This window comes from Nonomuraea sp. NPDC004702, assembly GCF_053601695.1.
On the sequence record NZ_JBSGCE010000004.1, the window covers coordinates 1 to 23568 of the forward strand.

Below are 23568 nucleotides of genomic sequence, written 5' to 3' on the forward strand. Positions count from 1 at the left end.
CCACCCTTGAGCAGATGCGGGATCCCGCACGCGAACTCCACCACCTCCAGCCCGCGCGCCACCTCCCCCAACGCGTCCGCATGCACCTTGCCGTGCTCGGCCGAGATCAACGCGGCCAGCTCGTCACGATGGGCGTACATCAGCTCACGGAACCGGAACAGGACCCGGCCGCGCTTGATCAGCGAGGAGTCCCGCCACGCCGGGAAGGCCGCCACCGCGGCGGCCACCGCCGCGTCCACCTCGGCCACCGACGCCAGCGCCACGTGACCGCCGACCTCACCCGTGGCCGGGTTGAAGATCTCCGCCGTCCGGTCGCCGCCGTCCGTCAGGGCGCCGTTGATCCAGTGCTTGACCGACTTCACCGTTCTCCCTCTCCCAGTGCCAGTTCCACCGCGTCCACGAGCGCGCCCTCGGCGCAGGGACGCGAGACCACGTCCGCGGCCGACAGGACGTCGGGATGGCCGTCGCCGACCGCGATGCCCAGGCCGGCGGCCTGGATCATGTCGATGTCGTTGGGGTTGTCGCCGATGGCGGCGACCTGCTCCAGCGGCACCCCCCGGGCCTTCGCCAGCTCGCGCAGGGCGCTGCCCTTGGTCGCCCCCTCCGGCAGCACCTCCAGGTACGTCGCCTCCGACCGGACGGTGACCGTGCCCGCGATGTCCAGGTCCGGCAGGCGGTCGCCGATCAGCATGCACTTGGTGATCCCGTCGGGGGGCAGCGCCGCCCAGTCGCCGGGGTCGCGCAGGGTGATGCCGTCCCGCCGGGCGTAGTCCCGCAGTTCCGGGACGTCGTCCACGGCCAGCGCCGCCCCGCCGGAGAACGCCACCGGGTACACGCCCGCGGGCAGCTCGCCGAACAGGCCGAGCAGCGTCTTCCAGGCGGTGGCGGGCAGGTGGCGGGAGCGCAGCACCTCGCCGGTCGCCAGGTTCACGGTGCGGGCGCCGTTGTAGAGGATGGCCGGGCCGTCCAGGCCCAGCTCGTCGTAGTAGGGGCGGGCCGAGCGTTCCATGCGGCCGGTGGCGATGACGACCTCGCCGCCCGCGGCCCGGTAGCGGCGCAGCGCCTCCCGGGCGGCGGGCACCATGGCCAGGTCGCGCCCGACGAGCGTGCCGTCGAGGTCGGTCACGATCCAGCGGATCACGTCGCGCTCCCCGCCCCGGCGACGTCGGCGGCCCTGGCAGCCCCGGCAGCCCCGACGGCCCCGGCGGCCACGTCGGCCACGTCGGCCAGCACCGAGGAGGCCAGGTCGAACCCGCCGACGCAGGCCAGGTAGCCGCCCGGCTCGAAGACGCTGCCCGACAGCGGGATGTAGACGCCGCCGGCCTGCCTGACCAGCAGGGACCCGGCCGCGACGTCCCAGGCGTTGACGCGGGTGCCGTACGCGACGTCGGACCAGCCGGCGGCGACGTGGGCGAGCTTGAGCGCGGCGCTGCCCGGACGGCGGATGGTCGCGAACGACTGGGTCATCCTGGAGAAGCGGCGCAGCGCGCCCTCCTCGTCCTCGGCCAGGTCGCGCGGCGTGGGATAGCTGGACAGCAGCACCGCCTCGCGGTCGGCGCGGGCGCCCGCGCTGCGCAGCGGCTCGCCGTTGCAGACGGCCCCGCCGAGCCAGGCGGTGAACTCGTCGTCGCGCACCGGGTCGTAGATCACCCCGGCCACCACCTCGCCGTCCACGGCGGCAGCGATCGAGGTGCAGAAGAACGGCAGGCCGACGGCGAAGTTGGCGGTGCCGTCGATGGGGTCGACGTACCAGCTGATGGCGCCCTGTCCCCTGGTGCCGCCCTCCTCGCCCACCACGACGCTGTCGGGGCAGAGCCGGTCGAGCACCTCGCGGATGCCCTCCTCGGCCGCCTTGTCGTGCTCGGTCACCGGGTCGTGGAAGTCGCGCTTGGTCTGGATCTCCGGACGCGAGCGGAAGGCGCCGCGCAGCCGGTCGCCGACCGCCCTGGCCGCCTCGGCCGCGATGGCGGCCAGTTCGCGAGAGGTGTTCACGTCCATGTCTCCTCCAGGAGGGTCAGCAGGGCGCGGGGGTCCTCAACCGTGGCCTGAGGGCTCTGCCGCACCCGGTACGGGATCTTGTCGGTGCTCGCGGAGACCATCAGGACGGTCGCCCCCGCCCCGGCCCGGGCGCCGCAGATCACGTCCCGGTCGTAGTTGTCGCCGACGTACCAGGCGTCGGCCGGGTCCACGCCGAGGGCGCGGCAGGCGAGCAGGATCATCTCGGGGTTCGGCTTGCGCACGCCGACCTCGTCGCTGTAGACCTGCGCGGCGAACAGGTGCTCCAGCCCGCTCCCGGCCAGGTAGTCGCGGTGCACGGCCCCGCACAGCGCGTTGCTGACGACCGCGGGGACGACGCCGTTGCGCAGGCAGGCGTTCAGCAGCTCCGCCATGCCGGTGCGCAGCTTCCGGTCGCTGCGCAGCTCGCCCATGCGCTTGCACAGGGGCGTCGCCTCGACGGTGACCAGCGTGCGGGCCTGCTCGGGCCAGTCGGTGGCGACGAACTCCGCCCAGAACCGGCGGTGGGTCATCTCCTCGGGCGCGAACTGCCGGGACGTGGAGTCCTTCCAGTACTTGTCGGCCCGCGCCCCGGCACGGATGTCGCTCTCGACGTCCTCGGCCGTCAGGCCGTCGAACCCGGTCCTGGCCAGCATGGCGTGCACCTCGGCGGCCAGCTCGGCCGCCCAGGACGGGCGTTTGGCGGTCTCGACGATCACGCCGCCGAAGTCCAGGAGCAGCGCCTTGGGGCGGATCACGCGGTCACCTCCGCCCGGTCCCAGGAGGAGATGCGGGCGCCGTCCGCGCCGAACAGGTGGAGCTGCTCGGTCCAGCAGGGCAGCACGTCGCCGGGCGCGGCCCGCACCGGCGTGTACGACAGGGCGAACAGCTCGGTGTCCAGGACGCGCAGCCGTACCGTCCAGGAGGAGCCGGCCGGCAGCACGGCCTCGACCAGCGCCTCCTCGCTCCAGGCGGCGGCCGGCGGCGTGCCGAGCCGCAGCGCCTCGGGCCGGATGCCGACGGCGGACGGGGTGACCCCCGAGCCGCGCGCCTCGACGAACCGCAGCAACGATCCGGCCAGCCCGCCGGGCGCCGGTCCGGCGTCCACGATGGCCATCGGCGGGCTGCCGACGAACTCGGCGACGAACCGGTTGGCGGGCCGCTCGTACATCTCCATGGGCGCGGCGAGCTGCTGCAGCTCGCCCTCGTTCATGACGGCGACGTCGGTGGCCATGGTGAGGGCTTCGAGCTGGTCGTGGGTGACGAAGACGATCGTCGCGCCGGACTCCTCGTGGATGCGCTTGAGCTCGGCCCGCATCTCCAGCCGCAGCCGGGCGTCGAGGTTGGACAGCGGCTCGTCCAGCAGCAGCACGGACGGGTTGACCGCGAGCATCCTGGCCAGCGCGACGCGCTGCTGCTGGCCGCCGGAGAGCTGGGAGGGGTAGCGGTCCATGGCGGCGTCGACGTGCACCATCTTCAGCGCCGCCTCGGCCCGCGCGCGCCGCTCGGGGGCGGGCACCTTGCGCATGCGCAGCCCGAACTCCACGTTGTCGCGCACGGACAGGTGCGGCCAGAGCGCGTAGTTCTGGAACACCAGCCCCATCGCCCGCTTCTCGGGCGGGACGTAGACGCCCTGCTCGACGGAGTCCAGGACGCGCTCGCCGACGGCGATGCTGCCCGCGGTGGGCTGTTCGAGGCCGGCGATCATGCGCAACGTGGTGGTCTTGCCGCAGCCGGAGGGGCCGAGCAGGCACATGAAGGCGCCGTCGGGGACCACGAGGTCGAGGTTCTTCACCGCGTAGTCGCCGCCGCCGTAGCTCTTGGAGACTGCGCTCAAGGTGATGTTCGGCATCTATCCTCCTAGGCCGGACGCCAGGCTGCTCTTGGTCAGCCGCTGGGTCAGGGAAGTCATGGTGAAGGAGAGCAAAGCGATCATGAGGACGACGCCGTTGGCGAGCTGCGTGTATCCGTAGTCGACCAGGCCGATGGAGAGCGTCGTGAGAAGCTGGGTGCCGGTGGTGGTCAGCATCACGACGATGCTGAGCTCCTTCAGCCCCGAGATGAACGGCAACACGATCCCGGTGACCAGGGCGCCCTTCTGGATCGGGAAGATGATCCGCCGCATCCGGTGCCACCAGGACGCCCCGGCGATCTGCGCGGCCTCCTCCGGCTCCCGGCCGAGCTGCATCATCGCCGCGATGCCCGAGCGCGAGCTGTACGGCAGGTGCGTCACGGCCATGACCAGGATCAGCAGGAACGTCGTCCCGTACAGAGCGGGGACGGGCCCGCGGGCGACGGCGAACAGCGACAGCGAGGCGGCGGCGAAGGCGATGCCGGGGATGAGGTACGGCAGGAACGACACCTGGCGCAGGAACCCGGCGATGCGCGGCGCGGTGCCGCGGACCACGACGTACCCGATGAGCAGGCCGGCGACCGCGCAGATCAGCGAGGCCAGGCCGACGATGCGCAGCGAGTTCCAGGCGGCCTGCCACAGCTCGGAGCCGCGCAGGATGCCGTGCGGGAACCCGACCGCGCCGGGCAGCCGGTCGGCGATCCAGTAGTCGAGCGTCAGGGTCGACAGGTCCAGCGGCGTGCGGGTGAGCGTGGACAGCAGCAGCGTGAGCACCGGGATCAGCACGCTGACCACGAAGACCACCGCGCCCAGCGCGAACGCGGGCCAGCGCCAGCCGCGCAGGTCGCCCAGCCGGTCCATCGCGCCCTTGCCGCCGACGGTGACGAACCTGCGCTGCTCGCGCATCAGCCGCATGTCGGTGAAGACGATCAGCACGCCGATGATCACGATGACGGTGGCGAGCACGGAGGCCACGCCGGTGCTGCGGTCCCTGATCGACTGGAACAGCCCGGTGGACAGCACCTGGTAGTCGGCGGGCAGGCCGAGCACGTACGGGGTGCCGAACGTGCCGAGCACCCGCCCGACCACGAGCAGCACGGCCGAGGAGAGCGCGGGCAGCATCAGCGGCACCACGATCCGCCGCACGACGACGCGCCGCGGCGCTCCGAGGATCCGGGCCGAGTCCTCCAGCTGGACGTCGATCCGGCGCAGCGCGTTGCCGACCAGCAGCAGCACGAACGGGTAGTAGTGCAGCCCGAGCGTGACGATGATCGGCAGCGGGCCGTAGGCCAGCCAGTCGGGGGTGCGCACGCCGGCCGACTCCAGGAAGCCCACCTGCCCGCCGGCCCGCTCGTTCTTGAACAGCGTCAGCCAGGCCAGCGAGAACGTCCACGACGGCAGCATGTACGGCACCACCAGCGCCCCGGCCAGCCACTTGCGGCCGGGCACGTTGGTCCGGGTCACCAGCCAGGCCATCCCGCCGCCGAGCAGCAGCGCGAACACCACGGTGCCGACCGCGACGACCAGCGTGTTGACCAGCGGGCCCCAGAACAGCAGGCCGCTGATCTGGGAGCGGAAGACCCGCCACAGGTAGTAACCGGTCCACTCGCCCGGCTGCTGGCCGGCGTGCAGCTCGTCGCCGAACTGGAGGCGGAAGGCGTCCGACAGGACCGCGATCAGGGGGGCGACGACGAGGTAGGCGAGCAGGACGACGAGGATCAGGCCGAGCGCGGCGGTCGGGTCGTGCCGCAGGACCTGGAGGCGGTAGCGGAGTCGGCGCCGTCTCGGCGGGCGAGGCGGCGGCTCCGTCTTGGTCAGAACAGCCATGGTCTTCCTTCGGGGGGTTTTCAGTGGCTTCGTTTGAGCATGGCGTCGGCGAGGGCGTCGGCGGCCTCGCCGAGCCGGCGGCCCACGGCGTCCAGGCGGGAGAGCAGCTCGCGTTCGCGCAGGGTGTCCATGTCCAGCGGGCCGGCGAACAGCTCGGTGAGCCGGGCCTGGTGGAGCTGGCGGACGCGGCTGCGGGACTTGCGGGTGGCGAGCACGGCCACGGTGACCGAGCCGGGATCGCCGGTGATCTTCAGCAGGGCCTGTTCGAGCTGGTCCAGGCCGTCGATGACGGCCCCCAGCGGCTCGGCGGCGAAGGTGAGGTCGGCGGGCCCGAACAGGTCGGCCTCGCGGACGAAGTCGCGTAACTGGTCCAGCACGTCGTCGATCGAGCGGGAGAGCCGGAACAGGTCCTCCCTGTCGATGGGGGTGGCCAGCACCCGTCTCAGCGCCCGGACGAGTTCGGCGCGGGCGGCGTCGCCCTCGTGCTCGACCTCGGCCATGCGGGCGCGGGCGGCGGCCTGGCCGGTCGTGCCCGAGGCGGCCGAGCGGGCCAGCACGGCGCCCTCCCTGGCCACGGCGACCTGGCCGCGGATGAGGTCGATCACCCGCCGTCCGGACCGGCCGCGCAGCTCGTCCCAGGCGCGGGCGAGCCGGCGGGGCCGTCCGCCGCTCACAGCAGCCTCAGGCCGAGCCCGGCCAGGGCGCCCAGGGCCATGGACGACGGCAGCGTGACCAGCCACGCCGTACCCATGTTCAGCACTCCTTGCCATCGCACCCTCCTGCTTCCTTCGCTTGCCACCACGCCGACGACCCCGGCGGTCACGGACTGGGTCATGCTCACCGGGCTGCCCAGGGCCGAGCTGCCGAGGACGGCGCCGGTGGCCGCCGTCTCGGCCGACAGCACGTGCAGCGGCCGGGTGATGACCAGGCCGCGGCCGACCCGCCCGCCCACCCGGGGCAGCGTGGTCAGCGCCCCGGCCAGGAACAGCGCCACCAGCACGGCCATCCACACCGGCGAGAGCTGGACGGGCCCGACCCGGCCGAGCCCGTTGCGGCCGACGTCCACGGCGACGCTCACCACGGCGATCATCTTCTGGCCGTCGTTGACGGCGTAGGCCAGGCACTGGGCCGCGTACGCCACCAGGTGGGCGGCCAGCACCAGCCCCGGCATCCGGCGCGAGGACGGCACCCGCCGGGACGCGGTGCCCAGCAGGTAGCCGAGCACCAGCCCGACCAGCGGCGCGCACGCCCCGATCGTCAGGACGGTGATCAGGCTCGGCCAGGCCACCGGCAGCCCGGCGCCGAGCCCGGCGCCCGCGATGCCGCCGATCACCGCCAGCGTCAGGCTGGTGGGCAGCCCTCTGCCGGTCAGCGCCGCCACCACCACGACGGCGATCACCACGCCGGCCAGGAACACGGCCGCGCCGCTGCCCGAGTCGAGCCCCGCGAGCCCTTCGGTGAAGGTCCGCGCGACCGCGACGCCCAGCACGTACGGCCCGGCGAACAGGACCGCCACCAGCAGCGCGGCGGCCAGCCAGCCGGGCGTGCGCGGGAAGCGCAGGCCGAGGCCGATCAGCGTGGCGCCGTCGTTGGCCCCGCTGATCAGCACGAACAGGACGGCCACCGCGGCGAAGGCCAGCGTCCAGCCCATCAGAGGTAGAGCCGCTGGTCGCGCTTGGCCTCGTCGTAACGCTCGCGCGCGGCCCTGACCTCGGGCAGGCCGGACACCTGCGCGACCGGCACGTCCCACCAGGCCTGCGCGCCGGGGCCGCCGCCGGGGACGGGTTCGACGTACACGACGGTGGTCCTGGCCGACTCCCTGGCCTTGACCAGGGCGGCCCGCAGCGACTCGGGGCCGTCGGCGCGCAGCACGTCGGCGCCCAGGCTGGCGGCGTTGGCGGCGAGGTCCACCGGCAGGGGGTCGCCGTCCAGCTCGCCGCCGGGGCCCCGGGTGCGGTACGCGGTGCCGAGCCGCCGGGCGCCCACCGACTCGCTGAGGTTGCCGATGGAGGCGAAGCCCCGGTTGTCCACCAGGACGATCACCAGCTTGATCCGCTCCTGCACGGCGGTCGCGATCTCCTGCGCCATCATCAGGTACGACCCGTCGCCGACCAGCACGAACACCTCGCGTTCCGGCGCGGCCAGCTTCACCCCGAGGCCGCCGGCGATCTCGTAGCCCATGCACGAGTAGCCGTACTCGACGTGGTACTGCTCGGGGTCGGCGGGCCGCCAGAGGCGGTGCAGGTCGCCCGGCATCGAGCCGGCCGCGTTGACCACCACGCCGCCTTCTGCGACCTCGTTGAGGACGCCGAGCATGACGGGCTGGGTGAGCTCGGGGCCCGCGTAGGTGTGGCCGATCTCCGACTGCCAGGCGGCGGCCAGGGCGGCGGCCCGGTGGGTCCATTCGGGGTCGGCCCGCCAGTCCACGTCGTCGAGGGCGCGCAGCGCCTCGCGGGCGTCGGCGACGAGGGTGGCGCCCGCGTTCTTGGCCGCGTCGAAGGCGGTGACGTTGACGTTGAGGAAGGCGGCCTGCCCGAACAGCGTCCTGGAGGCGGTGGTGAAGTCGGTGTAGCGGGTGCCGACGCCGATGACCAGGTCGGCCTCGCGGGCCAGGGTGTTGGCCGCGTCGGTGCCGGTGTGGCCGATCGCGCCGGCCGCGCAGGGATGGTCGTACGGCAGCGCGCCCTTGCCCGCCTGCGTCTCGCCCACCGGCACGCCGTGGTTCTCGGCGAAGCGGGTCAGCTCGGCCCACGCCCCGCTGTACCTGACGCCGCCGCCGGCCACGATCAGCGGCCTGCGGGAACCGCGCAGCAGCTCCTTCGCCCTGGCCAGCGCGGCCGGCTCCGGGACCGGGCGGGGAACGTGCCAGACCCGCCGGGCGAACAGCTCCTCGGGCCAGTCGTAGGCCTCGGCCTGCACGTCCTGGGGCAGCGCGAGCGTGACCGCGCCCGTCTCGGCGGGGTCGGTGAGCACCCGCATGGCCGCCAGCAGCGCGGCCGGGAGCTGCTCGGGCCGGTTGATCCGGTCGAAGAAGCGCGACACCGGGCGCAGCGAGTCGTTGACCGACACGTCGTAGGACCGGGGGTCCTCCAGCTCCTGCAGCACCGTGCCGGGGGCGCGGGTGGCGAAGACGTCGCCGGGCAGCAGCAGCACCGGCACCCGGTTGATCGTGGCCAGCGCCGCGCCGGTGACCAGGTTGGTGGCGCCGGGCCCGATGGAGGTCGTGCAGGCGAAGGTGGACAGCCGGGCGCGGGTGCGGGCGTAGCCGACGGCCGTGTGCACCATGGCCTGCTCGTTGCGGGCCAGGTAGTACGGCAGCGCGTCGCCCGTGCCCGCGCCCTGCTCGGCCAGCGCCTGGCCGACGCCCGCGACGTTGCCGTGGCCGAAGATCCCGAGCACGCCGGCGATCAGCCGCTGCTCGACGCCGTCGCGCTCCGACCACTGGGCGGCCAGGAAGCGGGTCAGCGCCTGAGCCGTGGTCAGCCTCATGAGGCACCTCCTTGCACGAGATCGGGTACGCCGCCCTCCAGCAGGCCGAGCGCGGTGTCCACGGCGGCGCCCACGTCCCCGTCGGGCGGGTAGAGCAGCGCCCGGCCGACCACCAGGCCGCGGACGCCGGGCAGGCGCAGCGCCTTGCGCCAGGAGTCGTACATCTCGCCGGCGTCCTGGCCGGAGTCGCCGCCCAGCAGCAGCACGGGCAGGGTGGTGGACTCCACGACGCGTTCCATCTCCGGCACGACCGGGATCTTCAGCCAGGTGCGGGCGGAGGTCGCGCCGAGGCCCTGGCCGACGCTGATGGCGTGGATCACGGCCTCGGGCGACAGGTCGTGCCGCACCACGCCGTCCTGCCGCCTGGACCAGAACGGCTCGACCATCGCCATCAGGCCGTGCCTGGCCAGGTCGGTGACGGCCTGGCCGCAGCTGGCCAGGGTGGCGGCGGTGGCGCTGTCCTCCAGCGCGATCCGGCACAACATCTTGCCGCCGTCCAGGCCCATCGCGGCGATGGTGGGGGCGTCGTAGGCGGTGAAGCGGTCGTCGAACTCGAACACCGAGCCGTGCACGCCGCCGCGGTTCATCGAGCCGATGACGATCTTGTCGTCGAGCGCGCCGAGCAGCAGCAGGTCCTCGACGATGTCGGGGGTGGCCAGCACGCCGTCCACGCCGGGCCTGGCCAGGGCGGTCATGAGCCGGTCGAGCAGGTCGGCGCGGCTGCGCATGGCCATCGGGTGGCCGGCCACGCCGAGGGCGCCGCGGGCCGGATGGTCGGCCGCGATGATGAGCAGCTGCTCCCTGGCGTTCCTGAGGGGCCGGCGCCTGCGGGCGGCCGCCGCCTCGGCGACGCGCTCCGGCTGCCAGGCGCGCTGGTCGAGCAGCCGGCGGTAGTCCTGCTCACGCATGCGTGACGGCTCCTTCCGAGAGGGTGGCGGACAGGACGGCCTCGACCTCGTCCGCCGTGGGCATCGCGGGCGCGCAGGCCAGGCGTCCGGCGACGATCGCGCCCGCGGCGTTGGCGAAGCGCAGGGTGCGTTCGAGCGGCCAGCCTTCGAGCAGGCCGTGGCAGAGCGCGCCGCCGAAGGCGTCGCCGGCGCCGAGCCCGTTGACCACCTCGACCGGGACGGGCGGCACCCGTACGGTCTCCGTGGCGGTCATGCCGAGCACGCCGTCCGCGCCCTGTTTGACGATGGCCAGCTCGACGCCCGCCGCCAGCAGGCTCTCGCCGGCCGCGCGCGGGTCGCGGGTGCCGGTGGCCACCTCGACCTCGTCGAGGTTGCCGGCCGCGACGGTGACGTGCGCCAGCGCCTCCCGCACCCGTTCGCGGGCGGTGGCCGCGTCGGCCCAGAACATGGGCCGGTAGTCCAGGTCGAGCACGGTGTGCCGGGCGCGCCCGCGGGCCTGCCAGGCGGCCAGGTGGGCGGCGTGGGACGGCTCGGCCGACAGGCCGGTCACGGTGGCCCAGAACAGCCGCGCGCCGGTGACGGCCGCCAGGTCGAGGTCGCCGGGCGCGATCTCCAGGTCGGGCGCGTCCTGGCGGTAGAAGTAGAGCGGGAAGTCGTCCGGCGGCCTGATCTCGCAGAACGTGACCGGCGTCGGCCGGCCGGGCACGGCGCCGACCAGGCGGTCGTCCACGCCGTAGGAGCGCAGCGCGTCGCGGACGAACGCGCCGAACGGGTCGTCGCCGGTCCGCGTGATCACCGCGCTGGAGTGGCCCAGGCGGGCGGCGGCCACGGCCACGTTGGTGGGGCTGCCGCCCAGGTACTTGCCGAACGTCTCCACGTGCCGCAGCGACACGCCGGTCTGGAGCGGGTAGACGTCCACGCCGACCCGGCCCATCGTCAGCACGTCGAGGGCGCTCACGCCAGGCCCCGCAGGAACGCCACGCCCGCCCGCACGTCGTCGGCCGGGCCGGCGCCCGCCGGGGGTTCGGCGTCGAGGACGACGTCCTGCTCCATGACGTACCAGCCGTCGTAGCCGGCGGCGGTCAGGCGTTCGACGATGCCCCGGACGTCCACGTCGCCGCGGCCGAGCCGGCGGTAGATCCCGGCGCGGACGGCGTCGGTGTAGGTCAGCTCACCGGCCCGGACGCGGGCGGCGAGCGCGGCGTCGACGTCCTTCAGGTGCACGTGGGCGATCCGCTCGGGGACGCGGGTGACCAGCTCCAGCGGGTCGCCGCCGCCGATGAGCAGGTGGCCGGTGTCCAGGCAGAGCGGGACGGCGCTGCCGCCGAGCACCCGGTCCACCTCCTGGCCGGTCTCGACCATGGTGCCGACGTGGGGGTGCAGGGTGAGCGCGCGGCCGTCGCCCTTGGCCTCGTGGAAGGCGCGGTCGAGGTTGCCGAGCAGGGTGCGCCAGCCGGTGTCGTCCAGCTCGGGACGGGCGTCGTAGCCGTCGGCGCCGGTGGCGGCGGCCAGCACGACGACCACGTCCGGGTCGAAGGCGGCCCAGGTGGCGCGGAGGGCGGGCAGCGGGTCGTGGGCGGGGTCGTGCAGGACCGCGGGGACGAATCCGCCCACGGCGCGCAGCCCGTACCGGCCGAGCAGGTCCTGGTCGGCGGGCAGGAAACCGTCGGGGCCCAGCTCGGTGGCGGTCAGGCCCAGCTCGGCCATCTCGGCGAGCACGCGGTCGGCGGTGAGCTGGTGTCCCCATCCGGGCACCTCGCACACGCCCCAGGAGATGGGTGCGGCGGCGATCCTCACTTGGCCACCTCCAGCACGCGCACCGGACGGCCCTCGCGGCGCGCCAGGTCGGCGGCCTCGGCCAGGTAGAGGGCGGCCAGGGCGTCGCGGACGGTGCAGGGGCTCTCGCTCTCGCCCCTGGCCATCGACAGGAACGCGCCCATCTCGGCGACGTAGGCGTCCTCGAACCTGGTCTGGAAGTCCGGCCACGGCGGCCCGTCCGGGTTCAGGCCCTCGGCCGAGCGCAGCGGGGTGCGGTCGCCGAGCCCGACGGCGCGGGTGCCGAGCGTGCCGGCCAGCTCCATGCGCACGTCGTAGCCGGCGCCGTTGTAGCGGGAGCCCTGCAGGGTGACCAGCGTGCCGTCGTCCATGACGATCAGGGCGGCGCTGTTGTCCACGTCCTCGGCGGCGGCGAAGTACGGATCGCCGCGGTTGGCGCCGACCGCCTGCACGACGTCCGCCTCGCGGCCGGTGACCCAGCGCAGGATGTCGAAGTCGTGGATGTGGCAGTCGCGGAAGATGCCGCCGGACTGGGCGACGTACTCGGCGGGCGGCGGCGCCGGGTCGCCGGTCAGCATGTGCACGCGGTGCAGCTCGCCGAGCTCGCCCGCCAGCAGCGCCTCGCGGGCGGCCCGGTAGCCGGCGTCGAAGCGGCGCTGGAAGCCGATGTGCACGCCGATCCCGGCCCGTTCGACGGCCTCGGCCACCCGCAGCGTCTCCTTGACGGTCGGCGCGGCCGGTTTCTCGCAGAACGCCGGCACTCCCCGCTCGCACGCCCTCAGCAGGCCCTCGGCGTGGGCGGAGGTCGGCGTCGCGAGCACCACCGCGTCCGCGTCGAAGGGATCGCCGGTCCGGGCGCCGAGCCGCCGGGCCACCTCCTCCGCCCTCGCCGTGTCCACGTCGGACACGACGAGCTCGTCAACCAAGGCGGACAGGGTGGTGGCATGGAACATGCCTATACGTCCAAGGCCCAGCAGACCCACACGCATGATCGCTCCTCATCCAGGGGGGCCTCCAGTTCTAGATGAACAGGAGATGAACCGTCAAGACTTTGTCCTGACATAAGGATGAACTGTCGTAGCTGGGGGGTCGGGCCGTGGCTGGATCTCCACGTAAGAATGTCTTGACAAATTATTCACGTGACGTTCATCGTGAGCACACAATGGCGCCGGTCGGGGCTGGCGCGGCGCCTTGCGAATCCGAGAGGCAAGAGGAGTGACGCCATCATGAGGCGTACCGGGAAGATCATCTCCATGGCGTTGCTGGCGTCCGCCGCCGTGGCGTGCGCGCCCTCCACCGCAGGCGGAGGACCGTCGGCGGCGGCGACGGCCAAGGCGCTGCCCGGCCCGTCGCTCGATGCGAACTTCGACCTGGAGGCGCTGGTCGCCGCGGCGAAGAAGGAAGGCAGCGTCCTGGTCTACGACTCCAGCGGCGACATCGAGGAAGTGGCCAAGGCGTTCACCGCGAAGTACGGCATCGCCATGGAGGGGGTGAAGTCGGACACCCCGCAGACGGCCGAGAAGATGACCAGGGAGCACGCCGCCGACAACGTCACCATCGACGCGGCCATGTACGAGGACGGCGGCGTCCTGGTCGGCCAGCTCGCGCCGCAGGGCGTCACCCAGACGTGGATCCCCGGCGACCTGAAGGACCAGATCCCCGCCGAGAACCAGAACCCGCTGCTCGCCCTCTCCAAGGCGACGGTCTTCGGCTACAACACCAAGCTCTCCCCCGGCGGCTGCCCGGTGAAGAACGTCTGGGACCTGACCGATCCGGAGTGGTCCGGCAAGCTGGTGATGCAGGACCCGCTGGGCAAGCCGACCGTGCTGTCGTTCTTCACCCAGCTCGACGCGTACGGCAACCAGGCGCTCGAACAGGCCTACCAGGCCAAGTACGGCAAGCCGCTGAAGACCGAGGAGAAGAGCGCCGCGCAGGAGTGGATCAAGCGCCTGTCGCTCAACAAGCCGGTGCTGACCGGCTCGGACGAGGACATCTCCGCCGCCGTGGGCGCGCCGGCCGCCACGGACAAGAAGATCGGCTTCATGTCGATCTCGAAGTTCCGCAACAACGAGGACAAGGGCTACCACCAGGCCGCCTGCGAGGGGATGACCCCCTTCACCGGCTTCAGCTACCCCAAGTACGCGGCGATCGCCACCAAGAGCAAGCACCCCAACGCGGCCAAGCTGTTCGTGCACTTCATCATGACCGAGGAGGGCGTCAAGCACGAGATCGGCGAGGGCGGCGTCTCGGGCAACAGCACGGTCAAGCCGATGGTCACCCCGCCCGGCCTGTCGGACTGGCAGGGCCAGCTCTTCCACACCGACCCCAAGGGCCTGCTCGGCGACCTGCAGAACCGCCAGGCCATGTCGGACTTCTGGCGCGTCAACCGCAGCTAGCGCGGGCCGTCGCACAGCCCGGCCGGGAGGATCCCCGGCCGGGCGCGTCGGCATGCCCTGACATCCGTGCAACACCTAATGTCCTGACATAAGGACTACCTATTGATTTCTTGTTAACTGGTCGTTACGTTTTGGGACAACATCAACACCCCGAACGAGGAGGCGCAATGCGTCCCCTGTCCAGGCTCTCCCTGGCAGCCCTGATGTTGACCGTGTTGGGCGGGATCGCCGTACCCGCGGCCGGTGCCGGCGTGGCGACCGTGTACCCCGACGTCGAGACCCCCTCCCTCTACGACGACGAGGCCGGCGGCGACGCCAACGGCGACGACCCGGCGATCTGGGTCGACCCGTCCGACTCCGAGGACAGCGTGGTGATCGCCACCGCCAAGAAGGGCGGCCTGTACGTCTACGACCTCGACGGGCAGCAGCTCCAGCACCTGCCGGCGCCCGCCGCCCCCGGGCCGGACGACGAGGCGGGCCGCTTCAACAACGTCGACGTCGCCTACGGCTTCGGCGGCAGGGACCTGGCGATCGTCTCCGACCGCGGCCGGGACATGCTGCGCATCTACGCCATCTCGCAGGGCCACCTCACCGACGTGACCGACCCGGCCGCGCCGTTCGTGTTCAACACGACGCAGCAGCAGGTCAACGACGCCGAGACGGCCTACGGCCTGACCGCCTGGAAGGACTCCACCGGCACGTACGCGCTGGTCAGCCGCCGACACAAGACCTCGGTCGGCCTGGTCAAGCTGCTCGCCAAGCCGGGCGGCAAGATCGGCTACCAGCTCGTGCGGACGCTGACCCTGCCCAACTCCTTCACCCTGCCGAACGGGCAGACCTGGTCCCCCTGCCTTGAGCCGGACGAGCAGGCGCAGGTCGAGGGCATGGTCGTGGACCAGGAGCGGGACGTCCTCTACGCCGCCCAGGAGGACGTCGGCATCTGGCGGATGCGCGCCGACCTCACCGGCACGCCCGTCCTGGTGGACAAGGTGCGCGAGTACGGCGTCCCCGGCACCTACGACCCCGCGACCGAGGAGTGCACCCCCGGCGCCGACCCCGGCTACGGCGGCACGCACCTCACCGCGGACGCCGAGGGCCTGACCATCTACTACCGCGAGGACGGCAAGGGCTACCTGCTGGCCTCCAGCCAGGGCGACAACACCTTCGCCGTCTACCGCAGGGAGGGCTCCAACGCCTACCTCGGCCAGTTCCGGATCGGCGAGGCGAACGGCATCGACGGCTCGGAGGTGAGCGACGGCTCGACCGTGCTCAACGTGCCGCTGGGCGAGTTCGACGAGGGCATGTTCATCGCCCACGACGGCGTGAACACGCCGGCCACGGCGGACCGGGAGAACACCAACTTCAAGTTCGCCGACTGGGGCGACATCGCCGACGAGCTGGACCTGGACGTGGACACCGACGGCTGGGACCCGCGCGACTGATCATCACCTGATCACCGCCGCCCAGCGGTCCCGCGAACCGGGGCGCCGTCCAGCCGGACGGCGCCCCTTCGCCGTTTCCAGGGATGCGGCCTTTCGCCGTTTCCAGGGGTGCGGCCGCCGATCGAGGGGCGCCCCCTTCGCCGTTCCGGACGCCCTTCGCCGATTTGGGCATCCCTTCGCGGGGCGGGGAGAATGGGTGCGCGTGCGGAGGAGGAGCGTGACCGAGAGCCAGTCGCTTGACCACCTCGCCCGCCGCCTGGAAGAGGTGGTCGGCGAGCTGCGCGGCATCCCCGTCGACGTCGAGCGGCTGGAGGACCCCGAGCTCGTCCGCCGGCAGATCCTGCGCGCCACCCGGTCGTCGGCCGAGCTGCGGGCCATGCACCCGGTGGGCTCGCGCGAGCAGGGCCGCGACGAGCAGCGCAGCCGGCGTACCGTGCTGGACGCCCTGCGGGAGGGCCTGTCGATGCGCACGATCGTCCATTCGAGCGTGCTGGACGACCCGCGCAAGGCGGCCCGCATCCAGGAGCTGCACGCCGCCGGCGACCTGCACCGGGTCATCGACGAGCCCATCCAGCAGCTCCTCATCTTCGACCGGTCCGTGGCGTTCGTCCGGATCACCCCGATCGCCTACACGCCGGGCGCGCTGATGATCAGGCAGCAGGGGCTGATCGCCACCCTCATCGACCTGTTCGAGCTGTCGTGGGCGCGGGCCAGGGAGGTCACCGAGCCGGCCCACCGGCTCTCGCCCCGCGAGCGGGAGGTGCTGGCGCTGATCGCCGAGGGCCGCTCCAACAGCGCCGTGGCCCGCGCCCTGTCGATCACCGAGGCGGCCGTCGGCAAGCACGTGGCCTCCGTGTTCGCCAAGCTCGACCTGCCCGCGACCGACGACGCCAACCGGCGGGTGCTGGCGGTGCTGGCCTACCTGCGCGGCGTGGCGAGGTAGGGCCAGGGCTACCTCGTTCTCGTCCCAGCACCCGTGCGGGCGGGCCGCGGCGGGCGCTTCGATGGACGTCATGCAGAAAATGACTGGATTGCTGGTCGGCGCGGTGTTCGGCGCGGTGTTCGTCGTCGTCAACGCGCACGGCCCGCTCGGCTCCGTGACCGCGAACCTGCTGCGGGCCGCCGCGTGCCTGGCGGCGGCGGGCGTGCTGGCGATGTGGTTCCGTGCCGTGCGCGCGGAACGTCCCGCCGCGGCCGGCCGGCGGGGCATGTTCGGGCCCGGCTACCTGGCCGTGGTCGTGGCCGAGGCGGTCCTGCTGTTCGGCGGGCTGCGGGTGCTGGCCGCGCTCGGGCGTCCCGAGGAGGGGAACGTGGCGTGGGTGGCGTTCGTGGTGGGCGTGCACTTCGTCGCGCTGGCGCCGATCTGGAAGGACTGGAGCATCGCCGTGCCGGGCGTCGCGCTCACGCTGCTCGGCGCCGGCGGGCTCGTCCTGGCCGCCACGTCCGCGGTGGCGTGGGTGCCGGTCGTCAGCGGGGTGCTGTCCGGCGTCGTGCTGCTGGCCGGCAGCCTCACCCTCGGCCTGCGCGGTACGGCGCGGGCGGCGGCCTGACCGTCCGGCGGGCGCGCCTACTCCCCCGGCACAGACCCTCTGATACTCTCTGTGCTGAATTGATTACTTTCTGTCGCTAGGGGAGCTAGTGTGAAGGTCGCCTGCGTCGGCGGTGGGCCCGCCAACCTGTACTTCTCGATCCTGATGAAGCGGGTCGACCCGTCCCACGAGGTCGCCGTCTACGAGCGCAACCCGGCCGGGACCACTTACGGCTGGGGCGTGACCTACTGGGACGACCTGCTCAAGAACCTGCGCGCCGCCGACCCCGAGTCGGCGGACGTCATCAGGGAGAACTCGATCCGCTGGGACAGCTGGGTCACCCACATCCAGGACCGCGCGACGGTGACGCTCACCGAGTCCGACGAGGGCTTCGGCATCTGCCGCCACCGCCTGCTCGACATCCTGGCCGACCGCGCCCGCTCCCTGGGCGTGCACGTCGAGCACGGCCGCGAGATCGCCTCCCGGGAGGAGCTCGACGCCGACCTGGTCGTGGCCGGTGACGGCATCAACAGCACGCTGCGCGCGCCGCACGCCGAGCATTTCGGCACCGAGATCGCGGTCGGCCGCAACCACTACATCTGGCTCGGCACCACGAAGGTCTTCGACGCCTTCACCTTCGCCTTCTCCGAGACCCCGCACGGCTGGATCTGGTGCTACTGCTACGTCTACAGCGGCGACCACAGCACGTGCGTCGTCGAGTGCTCCCCCGAGACCTGGAAGGGGCTCGGCCTCGACCAGGCCGACGCGGCCGACGGCCTGGCGCTGCTGGAGAAGATCTTCGCCGACGTCCTGGACGGCCATCCGCTGATCGGACGGGCGCACACCGACGGCAGCGCGTACTGGCTGAACTTCCGCACGCTGACCAACCGCACGTGGTACCACGACGACCTCGTCCTGCTCGGGGACGCCGCGCACACCACCCACTACTCCATCGGCGCGGGCACCGCCCTGGCCTTCGGGGACGCCGCCTTCCTGGTCAACGCGCTGAACCAGGAGCCGGAGCTCCCGGCCGCCCTCGCCCGCTACAACCGCGAACGCCGCAAGGCGATCCGCCCGCACCAGAAGTCGGCCCGGCTCAGCGCCCAGTGGTACGAGAACCTGACGCGCTACATCGACCTCTCGCCGGTCGAGTTCATCGCGCTGCTCGGCCAGCGGCACTCCCGGGTGCTGCCGCACCTGCCGCCGCGGATGTACGTCCAGGTCGACCGCGTTCTCAGCTTTTTCGGCGGGTTCGGCGGCTCCGGAAAGGACTGACCGGGAGGCGCGCCCGCTCAGGCCCCGATCAGGGGAAGTCCTTGGGGTTCACGGGGCTGGTGCGGGCGTTGCCGCCCCTGACCGGGTTCAGGGTCAGCGTCCAGATGGTGTACTGCGTCGAGGTCGTGCGGAAGCGCAGCCGGTCGTTGAACTTCTGGTACGTCGCGCCCCTGGTGAAGCGGCCCTTCGACATGCTGAACCGGTAGCCGGTGGTGAAGAAGATGCGGTACGTGCCGTCCCGGACGTCCCGGATGCGGGCCGTGGACCGCGCGCGGACGTAGACGCTGATCGCCTTGGTCCGGCCCTTGACGATGGTGACGACGCCGTCCTTCGACGTGCCGTTCTTGATCTTGAGTACGCCGCGGCCGCCGCTGAGACGGTCGTAGACGATCCGGCCGTTGGCCGGGCGGGAGGCCGCCCCCTGGACGGCCGAGGAGGTCTGGACGGCCGCGGCCCGCAGGCCCGACGTGGCGGCGCCGGCCGGGGCGGAGGTCAGCAGTGTGCCGGTCAGTGCGACGGCGGCGACGACCCCCGCGCGTAACGGGGTCGCTTCGAGGAGTCTCTTCACCATGGTCTTCTCCTTGGGGGACATGGTCGGACTGATCGCGTACCCGTGTATATCAGGACAGACCGCTTCTACGCTCGTAGACTTTAAGCCGTCCGTTCGGCTCCGAGAGGCGGCACGATGAGCTACGTCCCCGTTCCCTACGACCCTGAGCTGGCGGAAGGTCTCGCGGCGTTCCTGGCGGCGGTCGAGAGCGTTCCGCTGCGCGCGGACACCATCCAGCGCAACCGCGAGATCTTCGCCGAGCTCATCCCGCCCATGGAGACGATCGTCGCCGGCCGTCCCGTCGAGTGGTGGGACGTGGACGTACCGGGCCCCGAGGGCGCTCCCGACGTCACGCTCACGGTCGTCCGTCCCAAGGGCGGCCCCGCGCCCGGCGCGGCGGCCGTGTACGAGATCCACGGCGGCGGGATGATCCTCGGCACCCGCTTCTTCGGCATCGAGGGCCTGATCCAGGCAGCCCTGGAACACGGCATGGTCGGGGTGACGGTCGAGTACCGGCTCGCCCCGGAGAACCCGGCCCCGGCGGCGGCCGAGGACTGCTACGCGGGCTTCGTCTGGACCGCCGGACACGCCGAGGAGCTGGGGTTCGCCCCGGGGCGGCTGCTCGTGTCCGGCTTCAGCGCGGGCGGCGGGCTCACCGCGTCCGTCGGCATCATGGCCCGCGACCGGAACGGCCCGGCCGCCGCCGGGCTCTACGTCGGCGCACCCATGATCGACGACCGGAACTCGACCGTGTCGAGCCTCCAGTACGACGGCATCGGCGCCTGGGACCGCAACAACAACGACACCGCCTGGACCGCCCTGCTCGGCGACCGGCGGGGCGGCCCGGACGTGCTGCCGCACGAGGTCCCGGCGCGGGCGGCCGACCTGTCAAGGCTGCCGCCGGTCTTCATCGAGGTCGGGGCGGCCGAGGTGTTCCGGGACGAGGCGGTCGAGTTCGCCGGCCGCATCTGGGCGACCGGCGGCCAGGCGGAACTGCACGTGTGGGCCGGCGGCCACCACGGCTTCACCGGCACCCCGGGCGCCCGCGTCTCCCGCGCCGCCCAGGAAGCCAAACACTCCTGGCTGCAACGCACCCTGGGCATCTGACCCCACCCGCCTGCCCCCTCCCCACAACGAGGGGGCGGTGGGCCGGGAGGCGCGGGCATCCCCCCTGCCCCCAACCCCACACGCCCCCCGGGGAGCGATGGATCGCAGGGCCGTGGGCACCTCACCCTCCCCCACCCCGGACGCCTTCCGCGCGACGCGGGGGACGGCGCAGGGTCAGGGGGTGAGGATGCGGTGGAGCCAGGAGAGGCGGGTGGCGAGGGCGGCGCGGGTGATCTCGTGGTCCGGTGCGAAGATGTCGAACCCGTGGAAGGCGCCGTTCCAGATGTGCAGCTCGGCCTGCCCGCCGGCCGCCCAGATCCGCGTGGCGTACGCGACGTCCTCGTCACGGAACAGCTCGGCGGCCCCCGCCTCGACGAACGCGGGCGGCAGCCCCGACAGGTCCGCCGCCCGCGCCGGGGCCGCGTGACAGGGGACGTCGGCGTCCGGGTCGCCGGCCCGCTCGCCGAGCAGTGCCCGCCAGCCCAGCAGGTTCAGGGCGCGCGGCCAGGTGCCGAGGCCGTCGTACTGGTGGCTGGAGACGGTGGTGTTGCGGTCGTCCAGCATCGGGCACAGCAGGAGCTGGCCGGCCAGGCGCGGGCCGCCGCGGTCGCGGGCCAGCAGGGCGACCCCGGCCGCCAGGCCGCCGCCGGCGCTGCCGCCCATGACCACCACCCGCCCGGGATCCACGCCGAGCTCGGCGGCGTGCCGCGACATCCAGGCCAGCCCGGCGTAGCAGTCCTCGACCGGCGCCGGGTGGGGGTGCTCAGGGGCCAGGCGGTACTCGACGTTGACGGCGACGACGCCCAGCTCCTCGACGAGCGCGACCAGGCGCGGCGTGTCCATGGCCCGATGGCCGGTGATCATGCCGCCGCCGTGGATGTTGTACAGCCCGGGGACCGGGGCCCGCAGGCGGCGCGGGCGCAGCACCGTGACCTCCAGGTCCGGCGCGCCGGCCGGGCCGGGGACGAGCAGCTCCTCGGCGTCGATCTCGCGGTCGCCGATCACCTCGGCGACCGGCGGCATGGGCATGGCCGCCCCGGCGGCGCGCATCAGCGGGACGGTCTCCAGGGTGGGGGCGGGGCCGTCCGGCCGGGGCATGCCGTCCAGGACCACGGCCAGCTCCGGGTCGAAAGGCACGGGGACGGGGGGCACGGGAGTCGGAGGCACGGGGGTGGGGGGCATGGTTCTCCTGGTCACTGCGGTTCTGCGAAGGCGAGCGCCCGTGCCGGGTTCTCGACCATGATCATGTGGATGGCCTCGGAGCTGACGCCGAGGCGGCGCAGGGCGGGCAGGAAGTGCCGCGGGATGTAGTCGTAGCCCTTGCCGCCGTACCGCTTGAGCTGGATCTTCTGGCACACGTCGTGGCCGAGCACGATCTGGCCCGCGTACCCGCGCTCGACCAGGTCGGCGATGCCGCGCAGCACCTTGTGGTCGCTGCCCAGGACCAGGTGCCCCCACGGGCTGCCCGGCGCGGCCAGGAAGTCGAACTCGACGAAGACGCCGCGGGCCAGCAGCCGCTCGGCGAACTCCGGGCCGGACAGGACGTCCGTGCAGTGGCCCAGGACGACGTTACCGGGGGCGACGCCCTCCTCCTGGAGGATGTCGAGCACCCGGAACTTCTCCTCGCCGACGCCGCCGACGTGGAAGGTGACGGGCGCGCCGGTGACGCGGGCGGCCCGCCCGGCGGCCCGTACGCTCTTGAGCTCGCCGCCGGTCAGCGGCACCGACTCCGCGCCGACCTCGCCGATGATGCCCGCGCGCACGCCGGTGCCGTCCGCCCCCAGCACGACGTCGCGCACGATGACGTCGGCCAGCTCGTCCACGGTGCGCTCGGACATGTCGGCCGGGTGGAACGCCGGGGTGTACCAGCCGCCGCCCATGACGATGTGCATCCCGCTGGCCCGGGACAGCCGCAGCAGCGCCTCGGGGTCGCGGCCGAGGCCGATGGGCGAGACCTCGACCATGGTGCGCCCGCCGCTGTGGGCGAAGGCGAGGGTCTCGGCGAGCATCTCGTCGAAGTCGCCCAGCAGGTCGTTGTCGGCGTTCGGCCCGCCGTGGCGGGTGCGGGCGAGGTTGGCCAGGGTGAGCGGCTCGGCCGCCGCCGGCGCGTCCTCGCCGGGCCGGCGGGACCGGGCGGGCCTGCGCAGGTCGATGAAGATGTGCTCGTGCATGGACGTCTGCCCGAGCAGCGCCGGGTCCACCGGGCCGGCGACGGTGAGCGCCTGCCCGGCCAGGTCGGGGATGGGGAAGGGGTAGCGGCTCACGAGCCCGCCTCCTCGGTCCGGAGCGTGAGCAGCCGCCTCGGGTTGCGCACGGTGAGGGTCTCGATCAGCTCGTCGTCGGCTCCGAGCATCCTCAGGTACGGCACGAACTGCCGCAGGACGAAGGCATAACCGCCGCCGCCGTAGGCGAGGAGCTGGGACTTGGCCCGTACGCCCTGCGACAGCAGGAGGCGTCCGGCGTGGCCGCGGCGGGCGAGTTCGAGCACGGCCGCGGCGACGTCCTGGTCGTCGGAGACGCTGAGCGCGGTGGGCAGCCTGCCGAGCTGGTCGAACTGCACGAAGACGCCGCGCCCGAGCAGCGGTTCGAGGTCGTCGGGCCGCGGGGAGAGCGCGTCGCAGTGCCCGACGGCCACTCGCGTGAGGTCCGCGCCCTCCTCGGCGAGCAGGTCGAGGACGCGCTGCTGGACGGCCGGGTCCTCGTTGCGGGCCAGTGAGACGGCGGCGCCGGTGGCCGCCGCCGCGCGGGCCGCGGCGACCAGGAGCGCGCGCTCGGCGGGCACGCCGGGGTCGAGCGCGGCCAGCTCGCCGATGATGCCGGCCCGCACGCCGCGCACGCCCTCGGTGAGGTCGCGGACCAGCTCCTCGGTCAACTCCTCAGCCGGTGCGGCGGCGCCCCGGGCCGAGGTCGGCGCGGCGGCGTCCCGGGCCGAGGTCGGTGCGGCGGCGTCCCGGGCGGCGGGGATGGCGGTCCGGGTGGGGTGGTGACGGCCGCAGCCCATGACGACGGTCACGCCGGTCTCTTCGGCGAGCCGGCGCAGCCCGGCCGGGTCGCGGCCGAGCCCGTCGGTCGTCAGGTCCACCACCGTGCCGCCGCCGGCCTCCCGGAACGCGGCCAGCTCGGCGGCGGCCAGGCCCGCGTCGCCGAGCAGCAGGTCGTCCCGGTTGACGGCGCCCATGCCGACCTCGCCGAGCAGGTCCATCGTCAGCGGCGCGCGGTAGAGCCACAGGGCGCCGGCCGCCGTGGGACGGGTGCGGCCGGTACGCGCCCAGGACTCGGGCGTGTCGTCGGGCGGGGCGAAGTCGCTCAGCAGGTGCTCGTGCGGCAGGACCGCGCCCAGCGAGGCCGCTGGGACCTCGCCGGTGACGGCCACGACCGTGGCATCGGTGGTGGACACACGAGCAATATAGCCCCAGAGCGTC

General features: G+C 73.1%; 23 protein-coding genes. 6 read left to right on the plus strand and 17 right to left on the minus strand.

The genetic code is table 11. The features are described from left to right. From ACWEJ6_RS07020 to ACWEJ6_RS07080, 13 genes are all read right to left on the minus strand, one after another. Positions 1 to 362 (minus strand): aldehyde dehydrogenase family protein (locus ACWEJ6_RS07020; RefSeq protein ID WP_452421990.1); only part of this gene is annotated, 362 nt, incomplete at its 3' end. Then, positions 359 to 1141, minus strand: a complete 783-nt coding sequence (locus ACWEJ6_RS07025) for a Cof-type HAD-IIB family hydrolase (RefSeq protein ID WP_452421992.1) — start codon at positions 1139 to 1141, stop codon at positions 359 to 361. The genes ACWEJ6_RS07025 and ACWEJ6_RS07020, both read right to left, overlap by 4 nt. Further along, the gene (locus tag ACWEJ6_RS07030; protein WP_452421994.1) at positions 1138 to 1998 is read right to left on the minus strand and encodes an inositol monophosphatase family protein; all 861 of its coding nucleotides are present in this window, start codon (positions 1996 to 1998) and stop codon (positions 1138 to 1140) included. The genes ACWEJ6_RS07025 and ACWEJ6_RS07030 overlap by 4 nt, the downstream gene beginning before the upstream one ends. Continuing rightward, a complete protein-coding gene (locus ACWEJ6_RS07035; RefSeq protein WP_358292752.1) occupies positions 1989 to 2753 on the minus strand; it encodes an HAD family hydrolase in 765 nt (254 codons plus the stop codon). The genes ACWEJ6_RS07030 and ACWEJ6_RS07035 overlap by 10 nt, the downstream gene beginning before the upstream one ends. Then, positions 2750 to 3847: an ABC transporter ATP-binding protein gene (locus tag ACWEJ6_RS07040; RefSeq protein WP_452421997.1), complete on the minus strand. Its 1098-nt coding sequence runs from the start codon at positions 3845 to 3847 to the stop codon at positions 2750 to 2752. The genes ACWEJ6_RS07035 and ACWEJ6_RS07040 overlap by 4 nt, the downstream gene beginning before the upstream one ends. Continuing rightward, a complete protein-coding gene (locus ACWEJ6_RS07045) occupies positions 3848 to 5674 on the minus strand; it encodes an ABC transporter permease (RefSeq protein WP_452421999.1) in 1827 nt (608 codons plus the stop codon). 20 nt (positions 5675 to 5694) lie between these two features. Next, entirely contained in the window at positions 5695 to 6348 is a 654-nt protein-coding gene (locus tag ACWEJ6_RS07050; protein ID WP_352324732.1) for a DUF47 domain-containing protein, read from the minus strand. Continuing rightward, positions 6345 to 7325, minus strand: a complete 981-nt coding sequence (locus ACWEJ6_RS07055) for an inorganic phosphate transporter (protein WP_452422001.1) — start codon at positions 7323 to 7325, stop codon at positions 6345 to 6347. Before ACWEJ6_RS07055 ends, ACWEJ6_RS07050 begins: the two co-directional genes overlap by 4 nt. Beyond that, positions 7325 to 9163, minus strand: coding sequence for a 3D-(3,5/4)-trihydroxycyclohexane-1,2-dione acylhydrolase (decyclizing) (gene iolD / locus ACWEJ6_RS07060; RefSeq protein WP_452422003.1), 1839 nt, complete (start codon positions 9161 to 9163; stop codon positions 7325 to 7327). The genes ACWEJ6_RS07055 and iolD overlap by 1 nt, the downstream gene beginning before the upstream one ends. Next, a complete protein-coding gene (locus ACWEJ6_RS07065; protein WP_452422005.1) occupies positions 9160 to 10071 on the minus strand; it encodes a class I fructose-bisphosphate aldolase in 912 nt (303 codons plus the stop codon). The genes iolD and ACWEJ6_RS07065 overlap by 4 nt, the downstream gene beginning before the upstream one ends. Further along, positions 10064 to 11005 carry a 5-dehydro-2-deoxygluconokinase gene (iolC, locus tag ACWEJ6_RS07070; RefSeq protein ID WP_452422416.1) on the minus strand — a complete coding sequence of 314 codons (942 nt, stop codon included), beginning with the start codon at positions 11003 to 11005 and terminating at the stop codon, positions 10064 to 10066. The genes ACWEJ6_RS07065 and iolC overlap by 8 nt, the downstream gene beginning before the upstream one ends. A gap of 20 nt (positions 11006 to 11025) precedes the next feature. Further along, positions 11026 to 11868 (minus strand): TIM barrel protein, encoded by an 843-nt coding sequence (locus ACWEJ6_RS07075; protein ID WP_352352762.1) that lies wholly within the window; start codon positions 11866 to 11868, stop codon positions 11026 to 11028. Beyond that, a complete protein-coding gene (locus ACWEJ6_RS07080; RefSeq protein ID WP_358292737.1) occupies positions 11865 to 12836 on the minus strand; it encodes a Gfo/Idh/MocA family protein in 972 nt (323 codons plus the stop codon). Before ACWEJ6_RS07080 ends, ACWEJ6_RS07075 begins: the two co-directional genes overlap by 4 nt. Before the next feature lie 237 nt (positions 12837 to 13073). Between ACWEJ6_RS07080 and ACWEJ6_RS07085 the strand changes: the two genes are divergently transcribed. The 5 genes from ACWEJ6_RS07085 to ACWEJ6_RS07105 all read left to right on the plus strand — a co-directional run bounded on the left by ACWEJ6_RS07085 (position 13074) and on the right by ACWEJ6_RS07105 (position 18489). Beyond that, complete coding sequence (locus tag ACWEJ6_RS07085; RefSeq protein ID WP_358006489.1) at positions 13074 to 14243, plus strand: ABC transporter substrate-binding protein; 1170 nt, start codon at positions 13074 to 13076, stop codon at positions 14241 to 14243. A gap of 167 nt (positions 14244 to 14410) precedes the next feature. Beyond that, on the plus strand, positions 14411 to 15685 hold the full coding sequence (locus ACWEJ6_RS07090) for a phytase (RefSeq protein ID WP_452422008.1): 1275 nt from the start codon (positions 14411 to 14413) through the stop codon (positions 15683 to 15685). A gap of 217 nt (positions 15686 to 15902) precedes the next feature. Continuing rightward, on the plus strand, positions 15903 to 16628 hold the full coding sequence (locus ACWEJ6_RS07095) for a helix-turn-helix transcriptional regulator (protein WP_387673192.1): 726 nt from the start codon (positions 15903 to 15905) through the stop codon (positions 16626 to 16628). Positions 16629 to 16707: 79 nt separating this feature from the next. Beyond that, complete coding sequence (locus tag ACWEJ6_RS07100) at positions 16708 to 17235, plus strand: hypothetical protein (RefSeq protein WP_452422010.1); 528 nt, start codon at positions 16708 to 16710, stop codon at positions 17233 to 17235. Between the two features lie 90 nt (positions 17236 to 17325). Then, positions 17326 to 18489, plus strand: a complete 1164-nt coding sequence (locus ACWEJ6_RS07105) for an FAD-dependent monooxygenase (RefSeq protein ID WP_452422012.1) — start codon at positions 17326 to 17328, stop codon at positions 18487 to 18489. Between the two features lie 28 nt (positions 18490 to 18517). Here the strand turns inward: ACWEJ6_RS07105 and ACWEJ6_RS07110 are convergent, their stop codons facing one another. Then, positions 18518 to 19060, minus strand: a complete 543-nt coding sequence (locus tag ACWEJ6_RS07110; protein WP_452422014.1) for a hypothetical protein — start codon at positions 19058 to 19060, stop codon at positions 18518 to 18520. Positions 19061 to 19174: 114 nt separating this feature from the next. Between ACWEJ6_RS07110 and ACWEJ6_RS07115 the strand changes: the two genes are divergently transcribed. Then, on the plus strand, positions 19175 to 20146 hold the full coding sequence (locus ACWEJ6_RS07115; protein ID WP_452422016.1) for an alpha/beta hydrolase: 972 nt from the start codon (positions 19175 to 19177) through the stop codon (positions 20144 to 20146). A gap of 174 nt (positions 20147 to 20320) precedes the next feature. On the opposite strand, the gene ACWEJ6_RS07120 is transcribed toward ACWEJ6_RS07115, so the two are convergent. From ACWEJ6_RS07120 to ACWEJ6_RS07130, 3 genes are read right to left on the minus strand one after another with little or no spacing between them, the layout of a single operon-like run. Further along, the gene (locus tag ACWEJ6_RS07120) at positions 20321 to 21283 is read right to left on the minus strand and encodes an alpha/beta hydrolase (RefSeq protein ID WP_452422018.1); all 963 of its coding nucleotides are present in this window, start codon (positions 21281 to 21283) and stop codon (positions 20321 to 20323) included. Between the two features lie 56 nt (positions 21284 to 21339). After that, positions 21340 to 22410, minus strand: a complete 1071-nt coding sequence (locus ACWEJ6_RS07125) for a phosphotriesterase family protein (protein ID WP_452422020.1) — start codon at positions 22408 to 22410, stop codon at positions 21340 to 21342. Then, positions 22407 to 23543 (minus strand): phosphotriesterase family protein, encoded by a 1137-nt coding sequence (locus ACWEJ6_RS07130; RefSeq protein WP_452422022.1) that lies wholly within the window; start codon positions 23541 to 23543, stop codon positions 22407 to 22409. Before ACWEJ6_RS07130 ends, ACWEJ6_RS07125 begins: the two co-directional genes overlap by 4 nt. Between the last annotated feature and the right edge of the window lie 25 nt (positions 23544 to 23568).